Below are 22,949 nucleotides of genomic sequence, written 5' to 3' on the forward strand. Positions count from 1 at the left end.
TCCTTGGAATCAAACGATGCAACCGGCGTTCAGGATGCCGACGCCGATCGCTAGCGCTGCGAGGAAAATGCCGGAGGCGAGCCGCCCCTGCGGAATGCTGTGATTGATGACAGGCATCATCAAGCGAACTGCGCTGAAGGTCAGCAATTGCACCATGCCGGCGACGACGCCCCAGCCGATCATGGCATAGAGGTTATGGGTAACCGCGACCGCAACCGCGATCGGCAGCGCAAAGCCGATCACCGCACCGCCCAGGCTGACCGCCGCCGCCTCGTTGCCGGCCCGGATCAGGGCGACTTCGCTGTACGGGGTGATGAATATGTAAAGCACGAAGAAAACCGCGAGCATCAGCACGGCGGTCGCGAAGAAGCTGGCAAAGGCCAGCAGATTGCTGATTACCGGATCGAACATGGAACCCCCCGGGCATGAAACGACAGCGGGGGATTGTCCCCGCTGGCTGCGGTTAACTCAAGTACGGCACGCCTGGCGAAAAGCGCCGACTAGGGTTCGGCCGCGAGCTGCCGCAAACCTTCAAGCGGCAGATTGTGGGCCAGCACATGCGGAATGACAAGGTACTTGCCGATCAACTCGGCATTGCCGCCGGACAAGACGCAGAGGGCATCGCCAGCGTTCAGGCGGGTCCAGGCCCGCTCGATGGCACCGGCCTGGGCCTCGATGCAACCCGTGACAATGGCATCATCGGTACAACGCGGCTGCGCGGCATATTGGCCGTCGGCATAAGCCAGTCCGGCCGTGTCGCGGGCCAGCGCCCGCCGCATCAGATCGAGGCCGGGCAGGATCATGCCGCCGAGAAAGGTGCCCGCCGCGTCAAGGCTGTCGATCGTCGTTGCCGTACCGGCCATGACCACGATGCTGTCGCGCGGGAAAAGGCCATGCGCGCCGATCAGCGCACACCAGCGGTCAACACCGAGTTGAGCCGGATTCCGGTAAAGATTGGTGACACCGGCCCGCTCGGCGACCGGCTGCACGTCGCAAAACTGCGGCGCCCAGGCCTGCAGTTGCTGGCGGATCCGCTGCGCCGCCTCGGCCCCGGCGACATTGGCCAGCATGACGCGTTCAGGCCTGTCCCAGCGCGCCGGCAGGCTCGCCAGCTCGGCAACATCGGCGTGCGCCACCGCCCCTTGCGCCAGCCAGGCGTTGCCGTCATGGACGCCCCACTTGATGCGGCTATTGCCGCTGTCGAAGCAGATGATCATGCCCGGCGTAGGCTGACGTCGCCTGAAAAGATGCGCTGCACGCCGCTTGCCGTTTCGAGTAGCAAGGCACCGTCGTCATCGACCCCGAGGCAGCGCCCGGGCAAGGGCTCGGCCGCTTCGCCGAGCAGTTGCACCGCCTCGCCTTGCCAGGCGTGACGCTGCTGCCAGTCCATTTTCAGCCCAGCAAAGCCGTCGACCGCAAAGCGGTCCAGCACCGCGGCCAGATGACCGAGAATGGCCGCCAGTACGACATGACGATCCGGCGTCGCCGCCAAGGCCTGATCGAGAGCGGCCACCGGCTGCGGCAGAATCTCGGGCGGCGCCTGCAGATTGAGACCGATGCCAATCACGGCCTGGGTGCCGCGCCGGTCGGTGGAAAGCTCGACGAGAATGCCGGCCAGCTTGGCGTAGGCATTGTCCCGGCGCAACAGAACGTCATTCGGCCATTTCAGGCAGACGCCCTGGGCGCCCAGCGTTTCCAGGGCTTCGGCGAGGGCGACGCCGACCACCAGCGAGAGGCCGGCCAGACGGCCGGGCGGGCCGGAAAACCGCCACAGCACGGAAAAGGTCAGGCTGGCCTCAGGTGCCGACGACCAGCTGCGGCCACGTCGCCCGCGCCCGGCACTTTGCCGGTCGGCGACGACGACCGTGCCGGCCGGGGCACCGCGATCGGCCCGACGCATCAACTCGCTGCTGCTGGAGTCGCACTCGGCCAGCGCATCAACGTCGAAACGGCCGGCCAGCAAGCCGAGCCTGGATTTGAGCAAAACAGGATCAATCAGCGTCATGCGGCCGATTGTAAGCCAGTTCGCTGCCGGGCAACACCGACGAAAAGCAGTGCCCGCCCGGCTCCGGCAACCTATTCGGCTACCGTCTCCTTGCCGCCATCGATGCCCAGTTCGGCGATTTTCCGGGTGATGGTATTGCGACCGATGCCCAGGGCCAGCGCTGCTTCGATGCGCCGACCGCCGGTATGGGCCAGGGCCCGGGAAATCAGGATGCGCTCGAAAGTCTGGGCCAGCACGCCATGTACATCGCCCAGACCACGGGCCAGCATGCGGTCGACTTCGCCTTCGAGGGCACTTTCCCAATCGGTGGCGACAGTCATCGGCGCCGCTTCGCGCAGTTCGCCGGGCAAATCGCTGATTTCGACCTGTTGACCGGGGGCCATCACGGTCAGCCAGTGGCAGAGATTCTCCAGTTGGCGGACGTTGCCCTGAAAATCGAGGCCACTCAGGTACTTCAGGGCCGGATCAGACAGCCGCTTGGTCTCGACGCCGAGTTCGCGCGCACTCTTCTGCAGGAAGTGGCGGGTCAGCAGCGGAATGTCCTCGCGCCGCTCGCGCAGCGACGGCAGGCGAATACGGATGACATTCAGGCGATGGAACAAGTCTTCGCGGAACAAGCCATCCTTGACCCGCGTTTCCAGATTCTGGTGGGTCGCGGCAATGACCCGGACATTGGCCTTGATCGGCGAGTGACCGCCGACCCGGTAGAAATGCCCGTCCGACAGCACGCGCAGCAGGCGGGTCTGCAGTTCGGAAGGCATGTCGCCGATTTCATCGAGGAACAGCGTGCCGGCCTCGGCCTGCTCGAAACGGCCGCGTCGTTGGGCCTGGGCGCCGGTGAAGGCGCCGCGCTCGTGGCCGAACAGTTCGGATTCCAGCAAATCCTTCGGGATGGCCGCAGTATTGATCGCGATGAAGGGCTTGTCGGCGCGCGGGCTGTGCCGGTGTAGCGCCCGCGCCACCAGTTCCTTGCCGGAACCGGATTCGCCGGTGATCAAGACAGTGGCATGCGACAAGGCCAAGCGGCCGATGGCACGGAAGACTTCCTGCATGGCCGGAGCCTGGCCAAGAATCTCGGGCACCAGCCCCTCTTCTTCGGCCGCACCGCTTTGGTGCATCGACTCGTCGATAGCGCGCCGAATCAGTTCAACCGCCTGATCGACATCGAACGGCTTCGGCAGGTATTCGAAAGCGCCCCCCTGGAAGGCGGCGACCGCGCTTTCCAGATCGGAGTAGGCGGTCATGATGATGACCGGCACCGACGGGAAACGGGTTTTGACTTCCTGCAGCAAATCCAGCCCGGACTGGCCTGGCATGCGGATATCGGACATCAATACCTGCGGCGGTTCGATGCCCTGTTCCAGTTGGGAAATGGCCTCGGTGGCCGAGGCGTAGCTCTTGAAAGGGATGCCCTCGCGGGACAGGGTCTTTTCCAGGACCCAGCGAATGGAACGATCGTCGTCAACGATCCAGACCGGTTTCATAGATGTTTGGCTCATCTGCTCATTAGAATGAATATCTTTGAAGCAAGAGTCAGGCCGGCCAATTTTGCCAGCGTCATGCAGGCTCGACCGGCAGGCGCAGCGTGAACACCGTGTTGCCCGGATGACTGGAGCAATCGATCGTGCCGCCATGATGCTGGACGAAATTCTGGGCAATGGTCAGCCCCAGGCCACTGCCGCCCTCGCGCCCGGAAACCAGCGGATAGAACATGCGTTCGCGGATGGCTTCCGGGATACCCGGGCCGTTGTCGATGACCTTGATCTCCATCGCCAGGCGGTAGCGCTTCTTGGCCAGCGTCACCTGACGCAGCGAGCGGGTGCGAAGGACGATCTCGCCCTCGCCCTCCATCGCCTGCGCGGCGTTGCGCGCAATATTGAGCACCGCCTGGATCAGTTGCTCGCGGTCGCCGACCAGTTCCGGCAGGCTGGTGTCGTAATCGCGCCGCATCGCCAGCGAACCGGGAAACTCCGCCGTCAGCAGGCTGCGTACCCGTTCGAGAATTTCGTGGATATTGACGGTGGTCGGCAGCATCGCCCGGTGCGGCGTCAGCAGGCGCTGCATCAGGTCCTGCAACCGGTCCGCTTCCTTGATGATGACCTGGGTGTATTCCTTGAGCGACGGGTTGGCCAGTTCGTGTTCGAGCAATTGCGCCGCGCCGCGAATGCCGCCGAGCGGGTTCTTGATCTCGTGCGCCAGATTGCGGATCAGTTCGCGATTGGCCTGCTGCTGCTGGATCAACTGTTCCTCGCGGGTGGCCGCCAGTTGCTGCTCGATCGGCTGCAATTCGAGCAGCAGGCGGACCCCGGGCGCCATATCGGGACGCAGCGGCGTCACCGTACAGTTCAGGTGCAGCAGTTCGCCGTCGTGACGCTTGAGTTCGAGGTTCTGGCCGGTATAGCCCCAGTTGTTGTGCAGACCGTTGTCGAAGGCCGACTGCAGACTGGGCGGACAGGTGCAAATGGTCAGCAGCGGCTTGCTCTCGACCGAGCGGCTGCTCACCGCCAACAGATTTTCACCGGCCGGATTGACGTAGCGGACGCGCAGATCCTCGTCGATCAACAGAACCGCCGAAGCCAGCAGATCAAGGCCGGCGAAGGAAGCAAAGGATGAGTTCATGGCGTCATTGTAGCCGCACAGCCGGCCGCCTTGCGCCGGCAAAAAATCATATCTTGCGTTACTGACCGATGGTTCATTATCATTCGCAGACCTCCTTTTCCCGCACCGCCAATGGCCACCTTCAATCCGCCCCGAGTTGCGCCCATCTTGGCCGCCCTGCTTCTGCTGGCCGGCTGCTCGGCCGGCGATGCGCCACCGGCCGCAGTACGCACGGTCCTCGTCCAGACGGTGGCCCAGGCGGATAGCGGCATGAGTATCTACACCGGCGAAATTCGCGCCCGACATGAAATCGACCTCGCCTTTCGCGTCGGCGGCAAGCTGGCTGCCCGGCTGGTCGATGCCGGCGCCGAGATCAAGGCCGGCCAGCCGCTGGCCCGGCTCGATCCGGCCGACCTGCAACTGGCCGCGGCTACCGCCCGCGCCCAGCTCGCCGCGGCGGAAAGCGAATTGACCACCGCCAAGGCCGAGCGCGAACGCTATGCCGGCCTGCTCGGCAAAAAGTTCGTCAGCCAGGCCGCCTTCGATGCCAAGGACAATGCCTTCAACAGCGCCCAGGCCCGCCTCGAGCAGGCACGTTCGCAAAACCAGATCAGCGGCAACCAGGCCAGCTATGGCACATTGAGCAGCGAATACCCGGCCGTCGTCACCGCCGTGCTGGCCGAGGCCGGCCAGGTTGTCGGTGCCGGCCAGGCCGTCATCCGGCTGGCCCGCCCGGAAGAAAAGGAAGTCGCCATCGCCATTCCGGAAAACCGGCTGGCCGAGATCAAGGCGGCGCCGAGTCTGGCGGTCAACCTGTGGGCCGAGCCAAAAATCACTGTCCGCGGCGAATTGCGCGAACTGGCGCCAGCCGCCGACCCGGCGACCCGGACCTACGCCGCACGCATCCGCCTGATCGAGCCGCCTCCGGAAGTCCGCCTCGGCATGACGGCCCGGGTCGTCGTCGGCAGCGCCGGCAGCGCCCCGTTGCTCGTCCCACTCAACGCCGTGCTCGACCAGGGCCAGGGGCCGCTGGTCTGGGTCGTCAGCGACGGCAAGGCGATGCCGCGCCCGGTGCAGGTGGCGCAATTCCGCGAGGATGGCGCAGCGATCAGCAGCGGCCTGCAGGCCGGCGAAGTGGTCGTCGTTGCCGGCACCGCCAAGCTGGTGCCGGGTCAGAGCGTCCAGGCGAAGCCGGTGACGCCGCCCAGTGGGCAGCGCTGAATCGTGAGCCAGCGCTTCAACCTTTCCGACTGGACGCTGCACCACCGGACGCTGGTCGGCTATTTCCTGTTTGCCCTCGCCCTGATGGGCGTGTTCGCCTATGGCAAGCTGAGCCAGGCCGAAGATCCACCGTTCACTTTCAAGCTGATGGTGATCCGCACCCAGTGGCCGGGCGCCACGGCGCGCCAGGTCGAACAGCAGCTGACCGACAAGATCGAAAAGAAACTGCAGGAAACGCCGTTCATCGACCGGGTATCGAGCTACTCGCGCCCCGGCGAATCGACGGTGATGTTCTTCGCCAAGGACAGCACGCCGCCGGCCATGGTGCCCGATGTCTATTACCAGGTCCGCAAGAAGATCGGCGATATCCGGCACACGCTGCCGGCCGGCATCCAAGGCCCGTTCTTCAATGACGAATTCGGCGACGTTTTTGGCAATATTTATGCGTTGACCGCAGAAGGCCTCGACTACCCGCAACTGAAGGACACCGCCGAGCGCATTCGCGACGAGTTGTTACGCGTACCGACCGTCGGCAAGGTGGAAATCTTCGGCATCCAGGACGAAAAGATCTTTGTCGAACTGTCGAATGCCAAGCTGGCGACGCTCGGCATCGATCAGACGACCATCGTCCAGGCCCTGAACCAGCAGAACGCCGTCGCCGGGGCCGGTTTTTTCGAAACGTCGAGCGAGCGCATCCAGATTCGGCCGGGCGGCGCTTTCGACACCGTGCAGGCCGTGGCCGACACATTGATCCGCGCCGGCAACCGCAGCTTCCGGCTTGGCGACATCGCCAGCATCAAGCGCGGCACCATCGACCCGGCGGCCACCCAGGTCCGCTTCGGCGGCAAGCGGGCGCTGGCCATCGGTGTTGCCATGGCCAAGGGCGGCGACATTATCGTCCTCGGCAAGGAGCTCGATGCCCACATCGCCAAAATCAACCAAGCCCTGCCGCTCGGCGTCGAGATCGCACCGTCGGCCAGCCAGCCGGATGCCGTCAAGCGCTCGGTACAGGCTTTCGTCCAGTCGCTGGCCGAAGCGGTGATCGTTGTTCTGCTGGTCACCTTCATCAGCCTCGGCATCCGCACCGGCCTGGTCGTCGCCATTTCGATCCCGCTCGTCCTCGCCGCCACATTCCTCGCCATGCAGTGGTTCAATGTCGGCCTGCACAAGGTGTCGCTCGGCGCCCTCGTCCTCGCCCTCGGCCTGCTCGTGGACGACGCGATCATCGCCGTCGAAATGATGTGGGTGAAGATGGAACAGGGCTGGGAACGAACCCGCGCCGCCTCTTTCGCCTACAGCAGCACGGCCGGCCCGATGCTGTCCGGCACGCTGGTCACCGTCGCCGGCTTCATCCCGATTGCGCTGGCCAAATCGTCGACCGGCGAATATGCCTTCGCCTTCTTCCAGATCAACGCCGTCGCCCTGCTCATCTCCTGGCTGGCCGCGGTCGTCGCCATTCCCTGGCTCGGCTACAAGCTGCTGCCCAACCCGCATGCGCCGCGCCCGCCGAGCCTGATCGAACGCCGGCTGCCGGCCCTGGCCCACCTGCTCACCCGCCTCGGCCTGAGCGGCCCGGCCCACGGCGACGAGCACGACGTGTACGGCACGCCGTTCTACAGCCGCTTCCGCAAGCTCGTTACCTGGTGCGTCAAGCGTCGCTGGCTGGTCATTGCCATCACCATCGCCCTGTTCGCCCTGGCCATCGTCGGCATGGGCAAGGTACAGAAGCAGTTTTTCCCGAATTCGACCCGGCTTGAACTGAATGTCGAACTCCGCCTGCCGGAAGGCGCCTCGATCGCAGCCAGCGATGCCGAAGCCAAACGTCTCGAAGACTGGCTCGACCAGGACAAGGCCGCATTCAACCAGTTCGAGCACTACATCACCTACGTCGGCTCCGGTTCGCCGCGCTATTACCTCGGCCTCGACCAGCAATTGCCGGCCAGCAACGTCAGCCAGTTCGTCATCGTCACTCGTAACGTCGAGGCCCGCGAAGCCCTCCGCGGGCGCCTGATCGAGCTGTTCGAACAGGATGGCTTCAACGCCCGGGGCAATATCAGCCGCATCGAAAACGGGCCGCCGGTCGGCTATCCCGTGCAGTACCGGGTTTCCGGCGAGGACATGGCGACGCTGCGCAAAGTGGCCGGCCAGGTGGCAGATGTGATGCGCCAAAATCCGGAACTGTCGAACGTCAATTTCGACTGGAGCGAGCTGTCGAAGGCCATCGAGATCGAAATCGACCAGGACAAGGCCCGCCTGCTCGGCGTTTCAAGCCAGGATCTGGCCGCCTTGCTGAACATGTCGCTGAACGGCTACACGGTGACCAGCTACCGCGAAGGCGAGAAGACCATCGATGTCGTGCTGCGCGGCGACCGCGAGGAACGCACCCACCTCGCCGTGCTGCCCGACCTCTCGGTGCCGACCCGCAGCGGCAAGAGCGTACCCTTGAGCCAGATCGGCCATCTCAAGTACAGCTTCGAACCGGGGCTGATCTGGCGTCGCGACCGCCTGCCGACGATTACCGTCCGCGCCAACCTCTACGGCAAAACCCAGCCGGCGACGGTGGTCGACCGCATCAATCCGGAAATCAACGCCCTGCGCGCCGCCCTGCCGGCCGGCTACAGCATCTCCACCGGCGGCTCGGTCGAGGAATCGGCCAAGGGCTCGACCTCGGTGATGGCCGGCATCCCGCTCTTCATCCTGGCCGTCGTCACCATCCTGATGATCCAGCTGCAGAGCGTCTCGCGCGTCGTCATGGTGCTGCTCACGGCGCCGCTCGGCATTATCGGCATCGCCCTGTTCCTGCTTGTTTTCCGCCAGCCGTTCGGCTTCATGGCGCTGCTCGGCACCATCGCGCTGTTCGGGATGATCATGCGCAATTCGGTGATCCTGGTCGATCAGATCGAACAGGACCTGGCCGCCGGCAAGGCGCGCTGGGAAGCGATCGTCGAATCGACGGTGCGCCGCTTCCGGCCGATTGTGCTGACCGCGGCCGCCGCCGTGCTGGCGATGATCCCGCTGTCGCGCAACGACTTCTTCGGGCCGATGGCCGTGGCCATCATGGGCGGCCTGATCGTCGCCACCGCCCTCACCCTGCTCTTCCTGCCGGCGCTTTACGCCGCCTGGTACAAAGTCAAATCGCCGACTGCCTGATCAGCGCAGATTCGAGAGTTCTTTCTGGATCGCCTGGATATTGCGCTCGTGCTGCCCGACGCGATCCTTGTACGGCAGGATGCGGTCCTGACGATTGTCGCCGGCGGTACGCAGGGCTTCCTGCTCGGCCAGTTCCTTGCGCGCCAGCTCCAGGTTGCGCTGCTCGCCGGCCAGTTCCTGCTCCAGGATGTGGCGCCGATCGCCGTCACGCGCCTTCTGCGTATCTTCCTGCACCTTGGGGAAACCCGCCGGTGACGGATTGGCCGCCGCCCCCGAGCCCCCCGAACGCGGCTTGGGTGCCGGCAGCGTCGATTCCGCTCCACTGACGATCGCCTTGCAGTTCTTCTCGATACGGGTATTGGAAATCAGCGTGCCACCACTGGCGTCGGTGCATTTGTAAATCGTCTGGGCCGTTGCCGGCAGCGCCAGTATGGCGAGCAGGGTTGCAAGCGTGCTACGTGTCATCGTCATCATTCCAGGTTAGCGCTCAAGTGTAGCGGACTTTAACGGTCATCCCGCCGAACGGTGGACAAAAAAAGGGCGGGAAAACCCGCCCTTTTTGAATACCGGCTCGCTGGCTTAGCAGGAGTAGTACAGATCGAATTCCACCGGGTGGGTCGTCATGCGAACGCGATTGACTTCGTCCATCTTCAGGGAGATGAAGGCGTCGATCCAGTCGTTGGAGAACACACCGCCACGGGTCAGGAACTCACGATCCTTGTCCAGGTTCTGCAGGGCTTCTTCGAGGGAAGCGCAGACGGTCGGGATCAGTGCGTCTTCTTCCGGCGGCAGATCGTACAGGTTCTTGTCAGCCGGGTCGCCCGGGTGGATCTTGTTCTGGATACCGTCCAGACCAGCCATCAGCAGGGCGGCGAAGGCCAGGTACGGATTGGCGATCGGATCCGGGAAGCGGGTTTCGATACGACGGGCCTTGGTCGAGGCAACGAACGGGATACGGATCGAAGCGGAACGGTTCTTGGCCGAGTAAGCCAGCTTGACCGGGGCTTCGTAGTGCGGGACCAGACGCTTGTAGGAGTTGGTACCCGGGTTGGTGATCGCGTTCAGGGCCTTGGCGTGCTTGATGATGCCGCCGATGTAGAACAGGGCCAGTTCGGACAGACCGGCATAGCCGTCGCCGGCGAACAGGTTCTTGCCGTCCTTCCAGATCGACTGGTGAACGTGCATGCCGGAACCGTTGTCGCCAACGATGGGCTTCGGCATGAAGGTGGCGGTCTTGCCGTACTGGTGGGCAACGTTATGCACCACGTACTTCAGGATCTGGGTCTGGTCGGCGCGCTTGACCAGGGTGTTGAACACGGTACCGATTTCGCACTGACCGGCAGTGGCGACTTCGTGGTGGTGAACTTCAACCGGGCAGCCGAGGGCTTCCAGGGTCAGCACCATGGCCGAACGGATGTCGTGCAGGCTGTCGACCGGCGGAACCGGGAAGTAGCCGCCCTTGACGGTCGGACGGTGGCCGGTGGCGCCATTGCCGTCGTTCTTTTCACCCGAGCCCCAAGCCGCTTCAGCGGAATGGATCTTCAGGTTGCAACCGGACATGTCGACATTCCACTCGACGCCGTCGAAGATGAAGAATTCGGGTTCCGGACCGAAGTAGGCGGTGTCGCCAATGCCGGAGGACTTCAGGTAGGCTTCAGCGCGCTTGGCGATGGAGCGCGGATCGCGGTCGTAGCCACGGCCATCGGCCGGGTCGACGACGTCACAGGACAGGACAACGGTGGTTTCGTCGAAGAACGGGTCGACGTAGGCGGTGTCCGGATCCGGCATCAGCAGCATGTCGGAAGCCTGAATACCCTTCCAGCCGGCGATCGAGGAGCCGTCGAAAGCGTGGCCGTTTTCGAACTTGTCTTCGTCAAAAGCGGAAACCGGCACGGTTACGTGCTGTTCCTTGCCACGGGTATCGGTGAAACGAAAATCGACGAACTTGGCGTCATTTTCCTTAATCAGCTTGATCACGTCTTGCGGGGTTGCCATAAACGTCAGTCTCCTAGAAAACAAGTTGCCGGCTTATCCGGCGACAATCAAAAATTCGCAACGCGGAGGTTTTAGCAGAAAGTGTGCCAAAGACCCGCAACTAAGCTTTGCATTTTGCCACAATGAGATGCATGGATTAAGCAAAGATTTAACGCACCATAACCGTGCAAACCCGGCCAATTGGCGCACTATTTTGGTGCAAACATGCAATTCACCGATAGGCGCCGGATGGTCGAGGTCGCGGCCAGGCGCTCGGCCAGCTGCTGAGAGAGCTTGCGCATCGCATCGCCATTTTCGAAGAAGGCGTGGCTGAAGAAAATCTCGGCCTCGATGCGGCCACCGAGATAATGCAGCACCACCCTCTCCGGTTCGGGCAGGTCGGCGAGCAGCGGCAGCAATTCCTGCAGCAGGGTTTCGCGCGCTGGCAGACGGATGGCGATGTCGGGGTCCAGATCATCCTCGGGGTCGATATGCACGAGCACATCGAGCACCTCGGCATGTTCGCTCAGAACCCGGGCTCGCGCCGACTCGGCAATGCGGTGTCCTTCGGAAACACTGATCCGCGAATCGACCTGGACATGCACATCAACCAGCGCCTGATGCGCCATGCGCCGCGTCCGCAGGTTGTGTACACCGAGCACACCGGGCGTCGCCGCCAAGGTCTGGCGAATGGAAGCAACCTGGGTTTCCTCGAGACCGGTATCGATCAGTTCCTTGAGCGCTCCCCAGGCCAGACCGGCGCCCATGCGCAGGATCATGAAGCCCATCAAGGCCGCCGCCAGCAGGTCGAGGAAGGACCAGCCGAGCAGGGCACCGCCGATGCCGACCACGACGACCAGCGCCGAGGCCGCATCGGCCCGGGTGTGCAAGGCATTGGCGATCATCAGTTGCGAGCGCAGGCGCTCGGCGACCCGGATCAGGTAGCGGTACAGGCCTTCCTTGGCGATCACAGTGGCGACGGCGACCCAGAAGGCAGACATTTCGACGCTGGGCAGGTTTTCGATATGCTGCAGGCGCATCCCGGATTCCCACAGGATGCCACCGCCAATCAGGGTCAGCGAAGCACCGAGGATCAGCGTCGCCGCCGTCTCGACCCGGGCGTGGCCGTAGGGATGGGCCTGGTCGGCAGGATGCGCGCTCTGCCGACTGGCGTAGATGACCAGAAAATCGGAAAGCAGATCGGAAAAGGAGTGCAGGCCGTGCGCAACCAGCGACTGGGAATGCGCCAACCAGCCGACGACAATCTGCACCACGGTCAGCAGCAGATTGATCACGACGCTGACCCAAGTGGCGCGCTGAGTCTGCTCGGCGCGTTCGGCGGCCGTTAGCGCGGCCGGAACGACCGGCTGTTGCTCTTGTCCCATAAGGTCTGCCCTATACTATCGACCTTGGATTTTAGCAGCCAAAGATTATGGGAAAGTTAACCGAGATACTCAATCTGGCCCGCCAGCGCGGCCAGTCGCTGGAACGCCCCTACCAGGGTGAACTGACGCCGCAGGAAGCCTGCGATCTGCTGCATCTGGCGCCCGGCGCGAAAATTGTCGATGTCCGGACGCGGGCCGAGTGGGACTGGGTCGGGCGCGTTCCCGGCGCAGTCGAAATCGAATGGAACCAGTACCCGGGCGGCGTCCGCAACCCGAACTTCCTGGCCGAACTGAAACGCCAGGTCGATCCCGAAGCGCTGGTCATGTTCCTCTGTCGCAGCGGCGCCCGCTCGATCGCTGCCGCCGCGGCGGCCAGCGAAGCCGGCTACAACAACTGCTACAACATCCTCGAAGGTTTCGAGGGCGACAAGGATGCCAACGGCCAGCGCAACCATATCGGCGGCTGGCGCAAGGCCGGACTGCCGTGGAACCAGGGATAACCCGGCGCCCTTAGAGACAACGGCAGGCCCCTGCGGTCGACCATCGAAAAAGCCGATTTTTCAGAGAACAGCATGCAAACAGCAACCATCTCCTTTGATCCGTTCAACAACCTGTCCGACGAAGCCTGCCAGGAACGCATTCGCGTCGCTCGCGCCAAGCTCGGCAAGAAGGCGGTCATTCTCGGCCACCATTACCAGCGCGCCGACGTCTATCAGCACGCCGACCTGACCGGCGACTCGCTGAAGCTGTCGAAGCTCGCCGCGCAGACCGACTCCGAGTACGTCATTTTCTGCGGCGTGCATTTCATGGCCGAAGTCGCCGACATCATGACCGCGCCGCACCAGGTCGCCATCCTGCCCGACCTTGCGGCCGGCTGTTCGATGGCCGACATGGCCAATCTGGCCAAGGTCGAACGCTGCTGGCGCGAACTGAATTCGGTGCTGAATGCAGAAGAGGAAGTGACGCCGGTCACCTACATCAACTCGGCGGCCGACCTGAAAGCCTTCTGTGGCGAGCACGGCGGCATCGTCTGTACCTCGTCGAACGCCGGCACCATCGCCAAATGGGCCTTCGAACGCCGCCCCAAGGTGCTGTTCTTCCCGGACCAGCATCTCGGCCGGTGGACCGGCCACCAGTTGGGTTTTGCCATGGACGAAATGGTCGTCTGGGACCCGGACCTCGAACTCGGCGGCCTAACGCCGGCCCAGATCAAGCATGCCAAGATATTGCTCTGGAAGGGCCACTGCTCGGTGCATCAGATGTTCCAGAAGTCGCAGATCGATGCCTTCCGCGCCAAGTACCCGGAGGGCAAGGTGATTGCCCACCCGGAATGCAATTTCGAAGTCTGCGCCGCCGCCGACTATGTCGGCTCGACCGAACACATCGTCAAGACCATCAAGGAAGCGCCGGAAGGGACGCGTTGGCTGGTCGGCACAGAACTGAACCTGGTCGACCGGCTGGCGAAAGAAGTTCTGCCGCAAAACAAGATCGTCCAGTTCATGGCGACCACCATCTGCATGTGTTCGACGATGCAGCGCATTGACCCGCAGCACCTGGCATGGACCCTGGAAAACCTGGTCGACGGCAAGATCGTCAATCAGATCAAGGTCCCGGAGCACGAAGCCAAGCTGGCCAAACTGGCCCTGGAACGGATGCTGGCGATTTCCTGAAGCCAATGCAGGGGCGGCTGGACGGCGAGCCTACTCACCGTCCAGCCGATGAACGACAAGACCTTGCTGCAGCAGGAACCGGCAAGGCGCGGTAAGCTTAGCGGGTGGTGCCGCCCTCCCCGGTGCGGCCAGCGCAGTCCCGGAGTCACTCGCCGTGAGCACGCCCAGCCTTCACATCACCACCTACAACATCCACAAAGGGTTTTCGCAGTTCAACCGCCAGATGATGGTGCATGAACTGCGCGACCGCCTGCGCCACCTCAACCCGGACATCGTCTTCCTGCAGGAGGTCCAAGGCCTCCATCTCGGCCATGCCGAAAACCACGACAACTGGCCGAGTTCACCGCAGCACGAGTTTCTGGCCGAGGATTTCTGGCAGTCGGCCTACGGCCACAACATGATTTACGACCATGGCCACCATGGCAACGCCATCCTGTCGCGCTTTCCGATCCTGCATGCACACAACCAGGACGTCACCCATCTGCAGTTCGAAAAGCGCGGCCTGCTGCACTGCCGTATCGAATTACCGGAAGGCCCGGCCGCCCATTGCGTCTGTGTGCACCTGTCGCTATTCGGCCATTCGCGCCGCCGGCAGATGAGCGCTCTGGCCGATTATCTCGACCGCCTGGCCGATCCGGAGGCGCCCCTGATCATTGCCGGCGACTTCAACGACTGGCGCAACCGGGCCGGCGAGCATCTCGCCAAACGCCTCGGCCTGCTTGAAGTGTTCAGCAATAGCAGGGGCGTACCGGTGCGCAGCTTTCCGGCGGCGATGCCGATGTTCCGGCTCGACCGCATTTACGTCCGCGGCTTCCGCGTCGAGCGCACCGAGGTGCACCACGGCCAGCCGTGGTCGAAGATTTCCGATCACGCGGCGCTATCGGCCTATCTCGCCCGGTATGGCCGCTGAATTCCTGCCGGGCAACCGGCTCACCCTGCTCAACTCCGGCCAGGATTACTTCCCGGCCCTGCTCGCCGAGATCGAGGCGGCACAAAGCGAAATCTATCTCGAAAGCTACATTTTCGCCGACGATGAAGTCGGCCATGCAATCGCCGGCGCGCTGTGCCGGGCGGCCCGGCGCGGCGTTCAAGTCAATGTCACGGTGGACGGCTTCGGCAGCCGCAATTTCAGCAGCGAGTTCATGCCGCTGCTCACCGCCGCCGGTGTTCAGGCCATGCAGTACCGCCCGGAAATCGGTCGTTTTCACTTCAAGCGCCATCGCCTGCGCCGCCTGCACCGCAAGCTGGTGGTAATCGACGCCCGCGTGGCCTTCGTCGGCGGCATCAATATCATCGACGACAACAATGCGCCGGACGACATGCGGCCGCGCTACGACTACGCCGTCCGGGTCGAAGGCCCGGCCCTGCAGCAGGTGCATCACGCCGTACGGCGGATCTGGGAAATCGTTGCCTGGGTCAATTTCAAGCGCCGTTTCCGCCACGCCCCGGTCGTCGCCCCGCATTGCGCGCTGGCCGGCGCCCAGACGGCGGCCTTCCTGATTCGCGACAACATCCGCCACCGCAACGACATCCTGCACGCCTACATCGCCGCGATCAACGCGGCGCAGGAGGAAATTCTCATTGCCAACGCCTACTTCCTGCCCGGCGTCCGCTTCGGCCGGGCGCTGCAGGCGGCGGCCCGGCGCGGTGTCAGGATCACCGTCATGCTGCAGGGCAAGACCGACCACCCCCTGCTCCGCTTCGCGACCCAGGCCCTCTATCTGGCGGCGCTGGAAAGCAAGATCCGGATTTTCGAGTACGAAAAGAGCTTCATGCACGCCAAGGTGGCGGTCATCGACGGCGAGTGGGCCACGGTCGGCTCCTCCAACATCGATCCGTTCAGCCTGCTGCTCGCCAAAGAGGCCAACATCGTCGTCCGCGATGCCGCTTTTGCCGGCGAATTGCGCCAGAGCATCTACGCCGCGATGGCCGACGGCGCCCGCGAAATGCACGCCGAAACCTTCACCCGCCAGCCCATTCACTCCCGCCTGCTACGCTGGCTCAGCTACGGGCTGGTCCGTGCCCTGGTCGGCCTGACCGGCTACGGCCCGAAGCACTGGCAGGCCGACGAAGAAACCCCCGGCCTTACGGCAGAGTCGCCAGCGGAATAGCCGCTTGCCGCGGAATGGCGGCAAACGACCAGTGGACATGCGCCCAAGCCCAGACTTCGGCAACGCTGGCCCGGGCCAGTTCGGCCGGCACCGCCTGACCGAGAAAACGCAGGGCACCGACCAGTGCCGCTGCCGCCTGCCCGACCTCCAGCGCCGGAGCCAGCGTCTGCTTGGAGAGTTTCTCCCCCGCCGCATTGCTCGCCACCGGCAAATGGGCATAACGCGGCGTCGGCCAGCCCATGCACTGCTGCAGCCAGATCTGGCGCGGCGTTGAAGCGAGCAGATCAGCCCCGCGCACAATGTCGGAAATGCCCTGAAATTGATCGTCGACCGCAACCGCCAACTGGTAGGCGAACAAGCCATCAGCGCGCAACAGCACGAAATCGCCGACATCGCGCTCCAATTGCTGCGCGATATGGCCCTGCAAGCGGTCGTCGAAGGCGATCTCAGCGGTCCCGACCCGCAGCCGCCAGGCGCGCGCCGGGCGCCTCACCGGCAGACCGTGGCGACAGCTGCCCGGGTAGGCCAGACCGCCATCGATCGCCGGCCGGGTGGCCGAATCGGCAATTTCCTTGCGCGAGCAGGCGCAGCCATAAGCCAGCCCGGCCGCCTGCAGTTGTGCCAGCGCCGCGGCATAGGCCTCATGGCGCTGGCTCTGCCAGAGGACCGGGCCATCCCATTCGAAACCGAAGGCAGCCAGCGTCGCGATGATGTTTTCCGCAGCCCCCGGCACATTGCGCGGGGTATCGATATCCTCGATGCGCAGCAGCCATTCGCCGCCCTGTGTGCGCGCATCAAGGTAGCTGCCGACCGCGGCAACCAGCGACCCGAAGTGCAGCGGCCCGGTCGGCGAAGGGGCGAAACGACCGCGATAGACAGGTGACATCGGAAACTTTTCAGGCAGTTAGCACTCTGAGACAGCGAGTGCTAGAATGTATTTGTAATCGTTGAAGGAGAAATCTTACGCTATGACCCAAGCAATGGCGCTTCCCATTCCCTCAGCCGTCGGCAACATCGATGCCTATATCCAGGCCGCGAACCGTTACCCGATGCTTTCCGAGGCGGAAGAGACCCGGCTGGCTCAGCGTTTCCACAATGATGGCGATGTGGAAGCGGCCCGCCAGCTCGTGCTGTCGCATCTCCGTCTGGTCATCTCGATTGCCCGCGGTTATCTCGGCTACGGCCTGCCGCACGCCGACCTGATTCAGGAAGGCAACATCGGCCTGATGAAGGCAGTCAAACGCTACGACTCGACGCGCGGCGTGCGCCTCGTTTCATTCGCGATGCACTGGATCAAGGCCGAAATCCACGAATACATCCTGAAGAACTGGCGCCTGGTCAAAGTAGCGACCACCAAGGCCCAGCGCAAGCTGTTCTTCAACCTGCGCAGCCTGAAAAACGACTACGAAGGCGTCGATACGTTGTCCGGCCCGCAGGCTGCCGAAGTCGCCAGCCGCCTCGGCGTCAAGCCGGAGGAAGTGGTTGAGATGGAAACCCGGCTGACCGGCCGTGACCTGGCGCTGGAAGGCAGCCCAGACGACAGCGACGATGCGTTCGCGCCGATCGATTATCTGGCCGACTCGCGCTACGAGCCAACCCGCGTCATCGAAAACAAGGCGATCGCCCGCCAACAGGACGAAGGCCTGCACGAGGCGCTATCGGCTCTCGACCCGCGCAGCCGTCGCATCGTCGAGGCCCGCTGGCTGCACGATGGCGAAGCCGCGACGCTGCATGAACTGGCCGCCGAATTCGACGTTTCGGCCGAGCGTATCCGGCAGATCGAAGTCAAGGCGCTGCAAAAGATGCGCGGCGTACTGCTCGTCGCCGCCTAAGGCCCAAGCGGGCGCTCAAAGCAAAGGGGAGCCGCAGCTCCCCTTTTTGTTGCCGGCGCGCCGGGTCAGTTCTTTTTCTTGCCGGCCGGCTTGGCGGCAACGAGGTCGCCCTTGAAGTCGTTATCGACCAGCGGCGGCGCATCGACCTGCGGCACATGGCATTGCACGCAGTTGTGACGTGCGGCCGAGGCTTCAGGCAGGACCTTCCCGTCGCGGTCGCGGAAATGGCTGTCGCCGACCTTCGGCGCATTTTTCTTCTTATAGACATCGGGGCCGTGACAGGACAGGCACTGATTCTCTTCCAGCGTGATTTCGTCGAAATTCTCGACGGCATGCGGAATGACCGGCGGCTGGCTACTGAAGGTGCGGGCCACCTTGGTTTGTCCACCGGGCTTGCCGCCAAGGTACTTTTTGGCCTCCGGCGCCTGGTCGACCGCAGGCACATCCGCCCCGCGCATCGGCTTCGGTGCATCCTGGGCAAAACCTGGCGCAGCCAGCGCCCAGCAGGCGGCGGCAGCAAGCACGGCGAATGTCGTCTTCAGCATTTGTTTCATGATGGGCGCTCCTCCTCTAAAACTGGCTAATCATTTGGTCTCCGGCTGCACCTTGACGAGCGTGTCAGTCGAAGCCGGGTTATTGAAACGCAGACCGTAGGTAAAAACTTCTTTCGAGCAGACATCGATGCAGCGCCCGCAATTGGTGCACGACGGCGCCAGAATCACCGGCCCGACGCCCTTGCCCTCGCCTTTCAGGGCTGGCCGGATGACTTGCGGCTCAGGACAGACTTCGAAGCAGTCCATGCAATCGTTGCAGGCGGAGCGCAGCGGTGCCGAAATGCGCAGCGGACTCCAGCGCCCGACCAGGCTGTAAAAAGCGCCGACCGGGCACAGTCGACCGCACCAGCCACGGTTCATCACGAACAGGTCGAGCAGGAAAACAGCAATCACGACGGTCCACGCCGCCCCCATGCCGAAAATCAGGCCACGGTGCAGCATCGACACCGGATTGACCAATTCCCACAGCACGACGCCACTCAGCGCCGAGCCGAGCAAGGTCATGCCAAGGATCCAGTAGCGGGTATTGCGCGAAATGCTGCTCGCCCCCTTGATGCCCAGGCGGTCGCGCAGCCAGCCGGCAGCATCGGTCACCACGTTGACCGGGCAGACCCAACTGCAATAGACCCGGCCGCCGACCAGCAGGTAGAAAGCCAGCGCAATGGCCAACCCGATCAAGCCCAGTTTCTCCGGCACATGCCCGGCAAACAACGCCTGCAATGCGACATAGGGGTCGGTCAGCGGCAACAGGCCGAGCGTATGACTGTAATTGAGGTTGCCCTTGACAATCCAGAGCCCGGCCAGCGGGCCGAGCAGGAACAGGCCGAGGATGCCGAACTGCGACAGGCGGCGCAGGATCAGCCATTTGTGGGCGCGCAGCCAGCCCTTGCTTTCCACGGCTTCGGCACCGATACGTTTCTTGTCGGCGATCTGGCTCATGGCTTGCTCCCCAGACCGGGCGGCAGGCTCGGGATCGCCCCCGCCTCGCTGCCGGGCAGGCCGCGGGCCGGTGCGGTGTGGCCGCTGGCCGGGTCATAGTGGCCGGGAAGTTGGGCACCTTCCGGCAGGCGGTCGGGCAGGTCGAGCATTTTCGACTCATCGATCAGCGAACGCCCGGCCTTCTTCTGCTCATCCCAGCCGACCCGGTAATGATGGCCGAGTTCACCCTTGGCCAGCTTGGGCGGCAGGACGCGGATGGCAGCTTCTTCCAGCACGCAGGATTTTTCGCATTTGCCGCAGCCGGTGCAATGCTCGGAATGGACGGTCGGCAAGAACATGGCATGACGGCCGGTACGCTCGTTGGGCAGCATTTCCAGCGTAATCGCCTTATCGATCACCGGGCAGACGCGATAGCAGACGTCGCAGCGCAGGCCGAGGAAGTTGAGGCAGGTTTCGTGGTCGATCAGTACGGCGACACCCATCTTCGCCTGGTTGATATCGGTCAGCGCATGATCGAGGGCCTTGGTCGGGCAGGCCTTGACGCAGGGGATGTCCTCGCACATCTCGCACGGAATGTTGCGCGCCGTGAAGTAAGGCGTGCCGGTGGCGACCGGCGTTTCCGGCTTGGCGAGTTCCAGGGTGTTGTAGGGGCAGTCGCGAACGCACAGGCCACAGCGGATGCAGGCGCCGAGAAAGTCGTCTTCCGGCAGGGCGCCGGGTGGACGCAGGGCAAGGGCCGGCAGTGCCTTTGCCTGCTTGGCGTAAAAGCCGAGGCCAAGCCCGAGCAGACCGACGCCGCAGACCATGCGGGCCGAGTCGAAGAGAAACTGGCGGCGTGCGGCACCGCTCTTGGGTGGAGTGCTGTTCTTTGGGTTCATATCGTCTTGGGGCAGCCGCCGGGTGGGGCTGTCGCCCCACCCTTGTCACGGCACTCCCTGATTGCCTTAATCGTTACTCATGGTTCAGGCCTTGACCACCTTGCAGGCGCATTTCTTGTAGTCCGTCTCTTTCGAGATCGGGCAAGTCGCGTCCAGCGTCAGTTTATTGACCAGCCGGTGTTCGTCGAAAAATGGCACGAAGACCAGGCCGAGCGGCGGCTTGTTGCGGCCCCGGGTTTCCACCCGCAACTGGATTTCGCCGCGCCGGGTCGCTACCTTGACCACGTCGTTCCGCAGCAGGCCGCGTTTCTTGGCATCGTCCGGATGCATATAGATGACGGCATCCGGCATCGCCTTGTAGAGTTCCGGGACGCGACGCGTCATCGAGCCGGTGTGCCAGTGTTCCAGCACGCGGCCGGTACATAGCCACAGGTCGTATTCAGCATCCGGCATTTCGGCGGCGGGCTGGTAAGGCAGTGCGAAAGCGATGGCCTTGCCGTCCGGGTAGCCGTAGAAGCGGACGCCCTCGCCCTTCGGCACATAGGTGTCGTAGCCTTCGCGGAAGCGCCACAGCGTTTCCTTGCCATCGACCACCGGCCAGCGCAAGCCGCGCGCCTTGTGATAGACGTCGAAGTTGGCCAGATCGTGCGCCTTGCCACGGCCGAACGAGGCGTATTCCTCGAACAGGCCTTTCTGCACATAGAAACCGAAGGCCTTGGACTCGTCGTTCATGTAGCCCTTGATGCCGTGGGCGTTGACCTTGGCGACCTCGTCCAGCCCGAACTTGTTGACCTGGCCGTTGGCGAACAGCACGTCGTACATGGTCTTGCCCTTGTACTCGGGATTCTTGTCGAGCAATTCGGCCGGCCAGACTTCTTCGATCTTGAAGCGCTTGGAGAATTCGAGGTACTGCCAGAGATCGGACCTGCCTTCGCCCGGTGCCTTGACCTGCTGGCGCCACATCTGGCCGCGCCGTTCGGCGTTGCCGTACATGCCTTCCTTCTCCATCCACATGGCACAAGGCAGGATGAGGTCGGAGGCCATGGCCGAGACGGTCGGATAGACATCGGAGACGACGACAAAGGCCTTGGGATTGCGCCAGCCCGGGTAAATCTCGTCGTTGACGTTCGGCCCGGCCTGCATGTTGTTGGTCGTCGACGTCCAGTAGAAACCGAGCTTGCCGTCCTTCAGGGCACGGCTCTGGGCGACCGCGTGCAGGCCGATCCAGTCGGGAATGGTGCCGGCTGGCAACTTCCAGAGTTTTTCCGACAGCTCGCGGTGCTTGGGATTCATCACCACCATGTCGGCCGGCAGGCGATGGGCGAAGGTGCCCACTTCGCGCGCCGTGCCGCAGGCCGACGGCTGGCCGGTCAGCGAGAACGGCCCGTTGCCCGGCTCGGAAATCTTGCCGACCAGCAGGTGCACGTTGTAGATCATGTTGTTCACCCAGGTGCCACGGGTGTGCTGGTTGAAGCCCATGGTCCAGTAGGAAACGACCTTGACCTTCGGATCGGCGTAGGCCTTGGCCAGCGCTTCGAGGTTTTCCTTGGGCACGCCGGAAATCTCGTGTGCCTTGTCCAGCGTGTATTCGGACACGAAGGCGGCGAACTCGTCGAAAGTCATCGGCGTCGAGTTGTTCGGGTTGCCTTTCGGCTTACCTTCCTCACCCGGGTAGCCGTTGTTCATCGCCACCTTTTCCAGCGGGTGGTTCGGACGCAGGCCGTAGCCGATGTCCGTGACGCCCTTGGCAAACTTGACATGTTTTGCCACAAAATCCTTGTTGACCGCGCCAGTCTGGATGATGTGATTGCAGATGTAGTTGAGGATGGCCAGGTCGGACTGCGGCTTGAAGATCAGCGTGTTGTCGGCCAGCTCGCAGGAGCGATGGCTGAAGGTGGACAGCACATGGACCTTGACGTGCTTGGCGGTCAGTCGGCGATCGGTGATGCGCGACCAGAGGATCGGGTGCATCTCGGCCATGTTCGAGCCCCAAAGCGCGAAGACATCGGCGTGCTCGGCGTCGTCGTAGCAACCCATCGGCTCGTCGATGCCGAAGGTGCGCATGAAGCCGGCGACGGCCGAGGCCATGCAGTGGCGGGCGTTGGGATCGAGGTTGTTGGTGCGGAAACCGGCCTTCATAAGCTTGGCGGCGGCGTAACCTTCCCAGACCGTCCACTGGCCGGAGCCGAACATCGCGATATTCTTCGGCCCGCCTTCCTTGAGCGCCGCCTTGCACTTCTCTTCCATGATGTCGAAGGCCTGGGTCCAGGTGATCGGCTTGAAGTCGCCATTCTTGTCGTACTTGCCGTCCTTCATGCGCAACATCGGCGTCTGCAGGCGATCCTTGCCATACATGATCTTCGACAGGAAATAGCCCTTGATGCAGTTCAGGCCGCGATTGACCGGCGCCTCCGGGTCGCCCTGGGTAGCGACGACGCGGCCGTCCTTGACGCCAACCAGCACGCCGCAACCGGTGCCGCAGTAGCGACAGACCCCCTTGTCCCAGCGCACGCCGTCATCCTTGCCCGGCGGTGCAGCGACCACCGGCAGGCTGATCCCGGCAACGCTGGCCGCTGCCGCGACCGCGTTACTCTTGATGAAATCACGCCGGGTAAGTTTCAGTTCGACCATC

At 63.5% G+C, this 22,949-nt stretch carries 20 protein-coding genes; 7 read left to right on the forward strand and 13 right to left on the reverse strand.

Going from position 1 to position 22,949, the window contains the following annotated elements; translation table 11 throughout:
* Positions 1 to 9 precede the first annotated feature (9 nt).
* From GH663_RS01160 to glnL, 5 genes are all read right to left on the reverse strand, one after another.
* Entirely contained in the window at positions 10 to 411 is a 402-nt protein-coding gene (locus GH663_RS01160; RefSeq protein ID WP_153129913.1) for a DUF350 domain-containing protein, read from the reverse strand.
* 89 nt (positions 412 to 500) lie between these two features.
* Positions 501 to 1,217, reverse strand: coding sequence for a type III pantothenate kinase (locus GH663_RS01165; protein WP_153129914.1), 717 nt, complete (start codon positions 1,215 to 1,217; stop codon positions 501 to 503).
* Entirely contained in the window at positions 1,214 to 2,005 is a 792-nt protein-coding gene (locus GH663_RS01170; protein ID WP_153129915.1) for a biotin--[acetyl-CoA-carboxylase] ligase, read from the reverse strand. Before GH663_RS01170 ends, GH663_RS01165 begins: the two co-directional genes overlap by 4 nt.
* Before the next feature lie 71 nt (positions 2,006 to 2,076).
* Positions 2,077 to 3,489 carry a nitrogen regulation protein NR(I) gene (ntrC, locus tag GH663_RS01175; protein ID WP_153130273.1) on the reverse strand — a complete coding sequence of 471 codons (1,413 nt, stop codon included), beginning with the start codon at positions 3,487 to 3,489 and terminating at the stop codon, positions 2,077 to 2,079.
* Between the two features lie 73 nt (positions 3,490 to 3,562).
* Positions 3,563 to 4,624 (reverse strand): nitrogen regulation protein NR(II), encoded by a 1,062-nt coding sequence (gene glnL, locus GH663_RS01180; protein ID WP_153129916.1) that lies wholly within the window; start codon positions 4,622 to 4,624, stop codon positions 3,563 to 3,565.
* A 147-nt stretch (positions 4,625 to 4,771) separates the two neighbouring features.
* Here glnL and GH663_RS01185 point away from each other — a divergent pair, with 147 nt between their 5' ends.
* Both GH663_RS01185 and GH663_RS01190 read left to right on the forward strand, forming a co-directional pair.
* Positions 4,772 to 5,824, forward strand: a complete 1,053-nt coding sequence (locus GH663_RS01185; RefSeq protein WP_170291309.1) for an efflux RND transporter periplasmic adaptor subunit — start codon at positions 4,772 to 4,774, stop codon at positions 5,822 to 5,824.
* Positions 5,825 to 5,827: 3 nt separating this feature from the next.
* Entirely contained in the window at positions 5,828 to 8,974 is a 3,147-nt protein-coding gene (locus tag GH663_RS01190) for an efflux RND transporter permease subunit (RefSeq protein WP_153129918.1), read from the forward strand.
* Here the strand turns inward: GH663_RS01190 and GH663_RS01195 are convergent, their stop codons facing one another.
* From GH663_RS01195 to GH663_RS01205, 3 genes are all read right to left on the reverse strand, one after another.
* Complete coding sequence (locus tag GH663_RS01195; protein WP_246181471.1) at positions 8,975 to 9,439, reverse strand: DUF4124 domain-containing protein; 465 nt, start codon at positions 9,437 to 9,439, stop codon at positions 8,975 to 8,977.
* A gap of 114 nt (positions 9,440 to 9,553) precedes the next feature.
* Positions 9,554 to 10,969, reverse strand: coding sequence for a type I glutamate--ammonia ligase (glnA, locus tag GH663_RS01200; protein ID WP_066887314.1), 1,416 nt, complete (start codon positions 10,967 to 10,969; stop codon positions 9,554 to 9,556).
* 188 nt (positions 10,970 to 11,157) lie between these two features.
* Positions 11,158 to 12,333, reverse strand: a complete 1,176-nt coding sequence (locus tag GH663_RS01205; protein WP_153129920.1) for a cation diffusion facilitator family transporter — start codon at positions 12,331 to 12,333, stop codon at positions 11,158 to 11,160.
* A 47-nt stretch (positions 12,334 to 12,380) separates the two neighbouring features.
* Between GH663_RS01205 and GH663_RS01210 the strand changes: the two genes are divergently transcribed.
* The 4 genes from GH663_RS01210 to clsB all read left to right on the forward strand — a co-directional run bounded on the left by GH663_RS01210 (position 12,381) and on the right by clsB (position 16,114).
* Positions 12,381 to 12,833: a rhodanese-like domain-containing protein gene (locus tag GH663_RS01210; RefSeq protein ID WP_153129921.1), complete on the forward strand. Its 453-nt coding sequence runs from the start codon at positions 12,381 to 12,383 to the stop codon at positions 12,831 to 12,833.
* A gap of 72 nt (positions 12,834 to 12,905) precedes the next feature.
* Positions 12,906 to 14,003, forward strand: coding sequence for a quinolinate synthase NadA (gene nadA, locus GH663_RS01215; protein ID WP_153129922.1), 1,098 nt, complete (start codon positions 12,906 to 12,908; stop codon positions 14,001 to 14,003).
* A 154-nt stretch (positions 14,004 to 14,157) separates the two neighbouring features.
* Complete coding sequence (locus tag GH663_RS01220) at positions 14,158 to 14,913, forward strand: endonuclease/exonuclease/phosphatase family protein (RefSeq protein ID WP_153129923.1); 756 nt, start codon at positions 14,158 to 14,160, stop codon at positions 14,911 to 14,913.
* Positions 14,903 to 16,114, forward strand: a complete 1,212-nt coding sequence (gene clsB / locus GH663_RS01225) for a cardiolipin synthase ClsB (RefSeq protein ID WP_153129924.1) — start codon at positions 14,903 to 14,905, stop codon at positions 16,112 to 16,114. The genes GH663_RS01220 and clsB overlap by 11 nt, the downstream gene beginning before the upstream one ends.
* Here clsB and gluQRS read toward each other — a convergent pair.
* Positions 16,089 to 17,000, reverse strand: coding sequence for a tRNA glutamyl-Q(34) synthetase GluQRS (gene gluQRS / locus GH663_RS01230; RefSeq protein ID WP_153129925.1), 912 nt, complete (start codon positions 16,998 to 17,000; stop codon positions 16,089 to 16,091). The two genes, clsB and gluQRS, sit on opposite strands and share 26 nt — an antisense overlap.
* Before the next feature lie 82 nt (positions 17,001 to 17,082).
* On the opposite strand from gluQRS, the gene rpoH reads away from it, so the two are divergent.
* Complete coding sequence (rpoH, locus tag GH663_RS01235; RefSeq protein ID WP_066887296.1) at positions 17,083 to 17,946, forward strand: RNA polymerase sigma factor RpoH; 864 nt, start codon at positions 17,083 to 17,085, stop codon at positions 17,944 to 17,946.
* Between the two features lie 65 nt (positions 17,947 to 18,011).
* Here rpoH and GH663_RS01240 read toward each other — a convergent pair whose 3' ends face one another.
* The 4 genes from GH663_RS01240 to napA all read right to left on the reverse strand — a co-directional run bounded on the left by GH663_RS01240 (position 18,012) and on the right by napA (position 22,948).
* The gene (locus GH663_RS01240) at positions 18,012 to 18,500 is read right to left on the reverse strand and encodes a nitrate reductase cytochrome c-type subunit (protein WP_153129926.1); all 489 of its coding nucleotides are present in this window, start codon (positions 18,498 to 18,500) and stop codon (positions 18,012 to 18,014) included.
* 30 nt (positions 18,501 to 18,530) lie between these two features.
* On the reverse strand, positions 18,531 to 19,439 hold the full coding sequence (gene napH / locus GH663_RS01245) for a quinol dehydrogenase ferredoxin subunit NapH (RefSeq protein WP_153129927.1): 909 nt from the start codon (positions 19,437 to 19,439) through the stop codon (positions 18,531 to 18,533).
* A complete protein-coding gene (gene napG, locus GH663_RS01250; protein ID WP_153129928.1) occupies positions 19,436 to 20,317 on the reverse strand; it encodes a ferredoxin-type protein NapG in 882 nt (293 codons plus the stop codon). Before napG ends, napH begins: the two co-directional genes overlap by 4 nt.
* Positions 20,318 to 20,401: 84 nt before the next feature.
* Positions 20,402 to 22,948, reverse strand: coding sequence for a nitrate reductase catalytic subunit NapA (napA, locus tag GH663_RS01255; RefSeq protein ID WP_439329140.1), 2,547 nt, complete (start codon positions 22,946 to 22,948; stop codon positions 20,402 to 20,404).
* Between the last annotated feature and the right edge of the window lies 1 nt (position 22,949).

The organism is Dechloromonas hortensis, assembly GCF_009469765.1.
Classification (GTDB): domain Bacteria; phylum Pseudomonadota; class Gammaproteobacteria; order Burkholderiales; family Rhodocyclaceae; genus Azonexus; species Azonexus hortensis.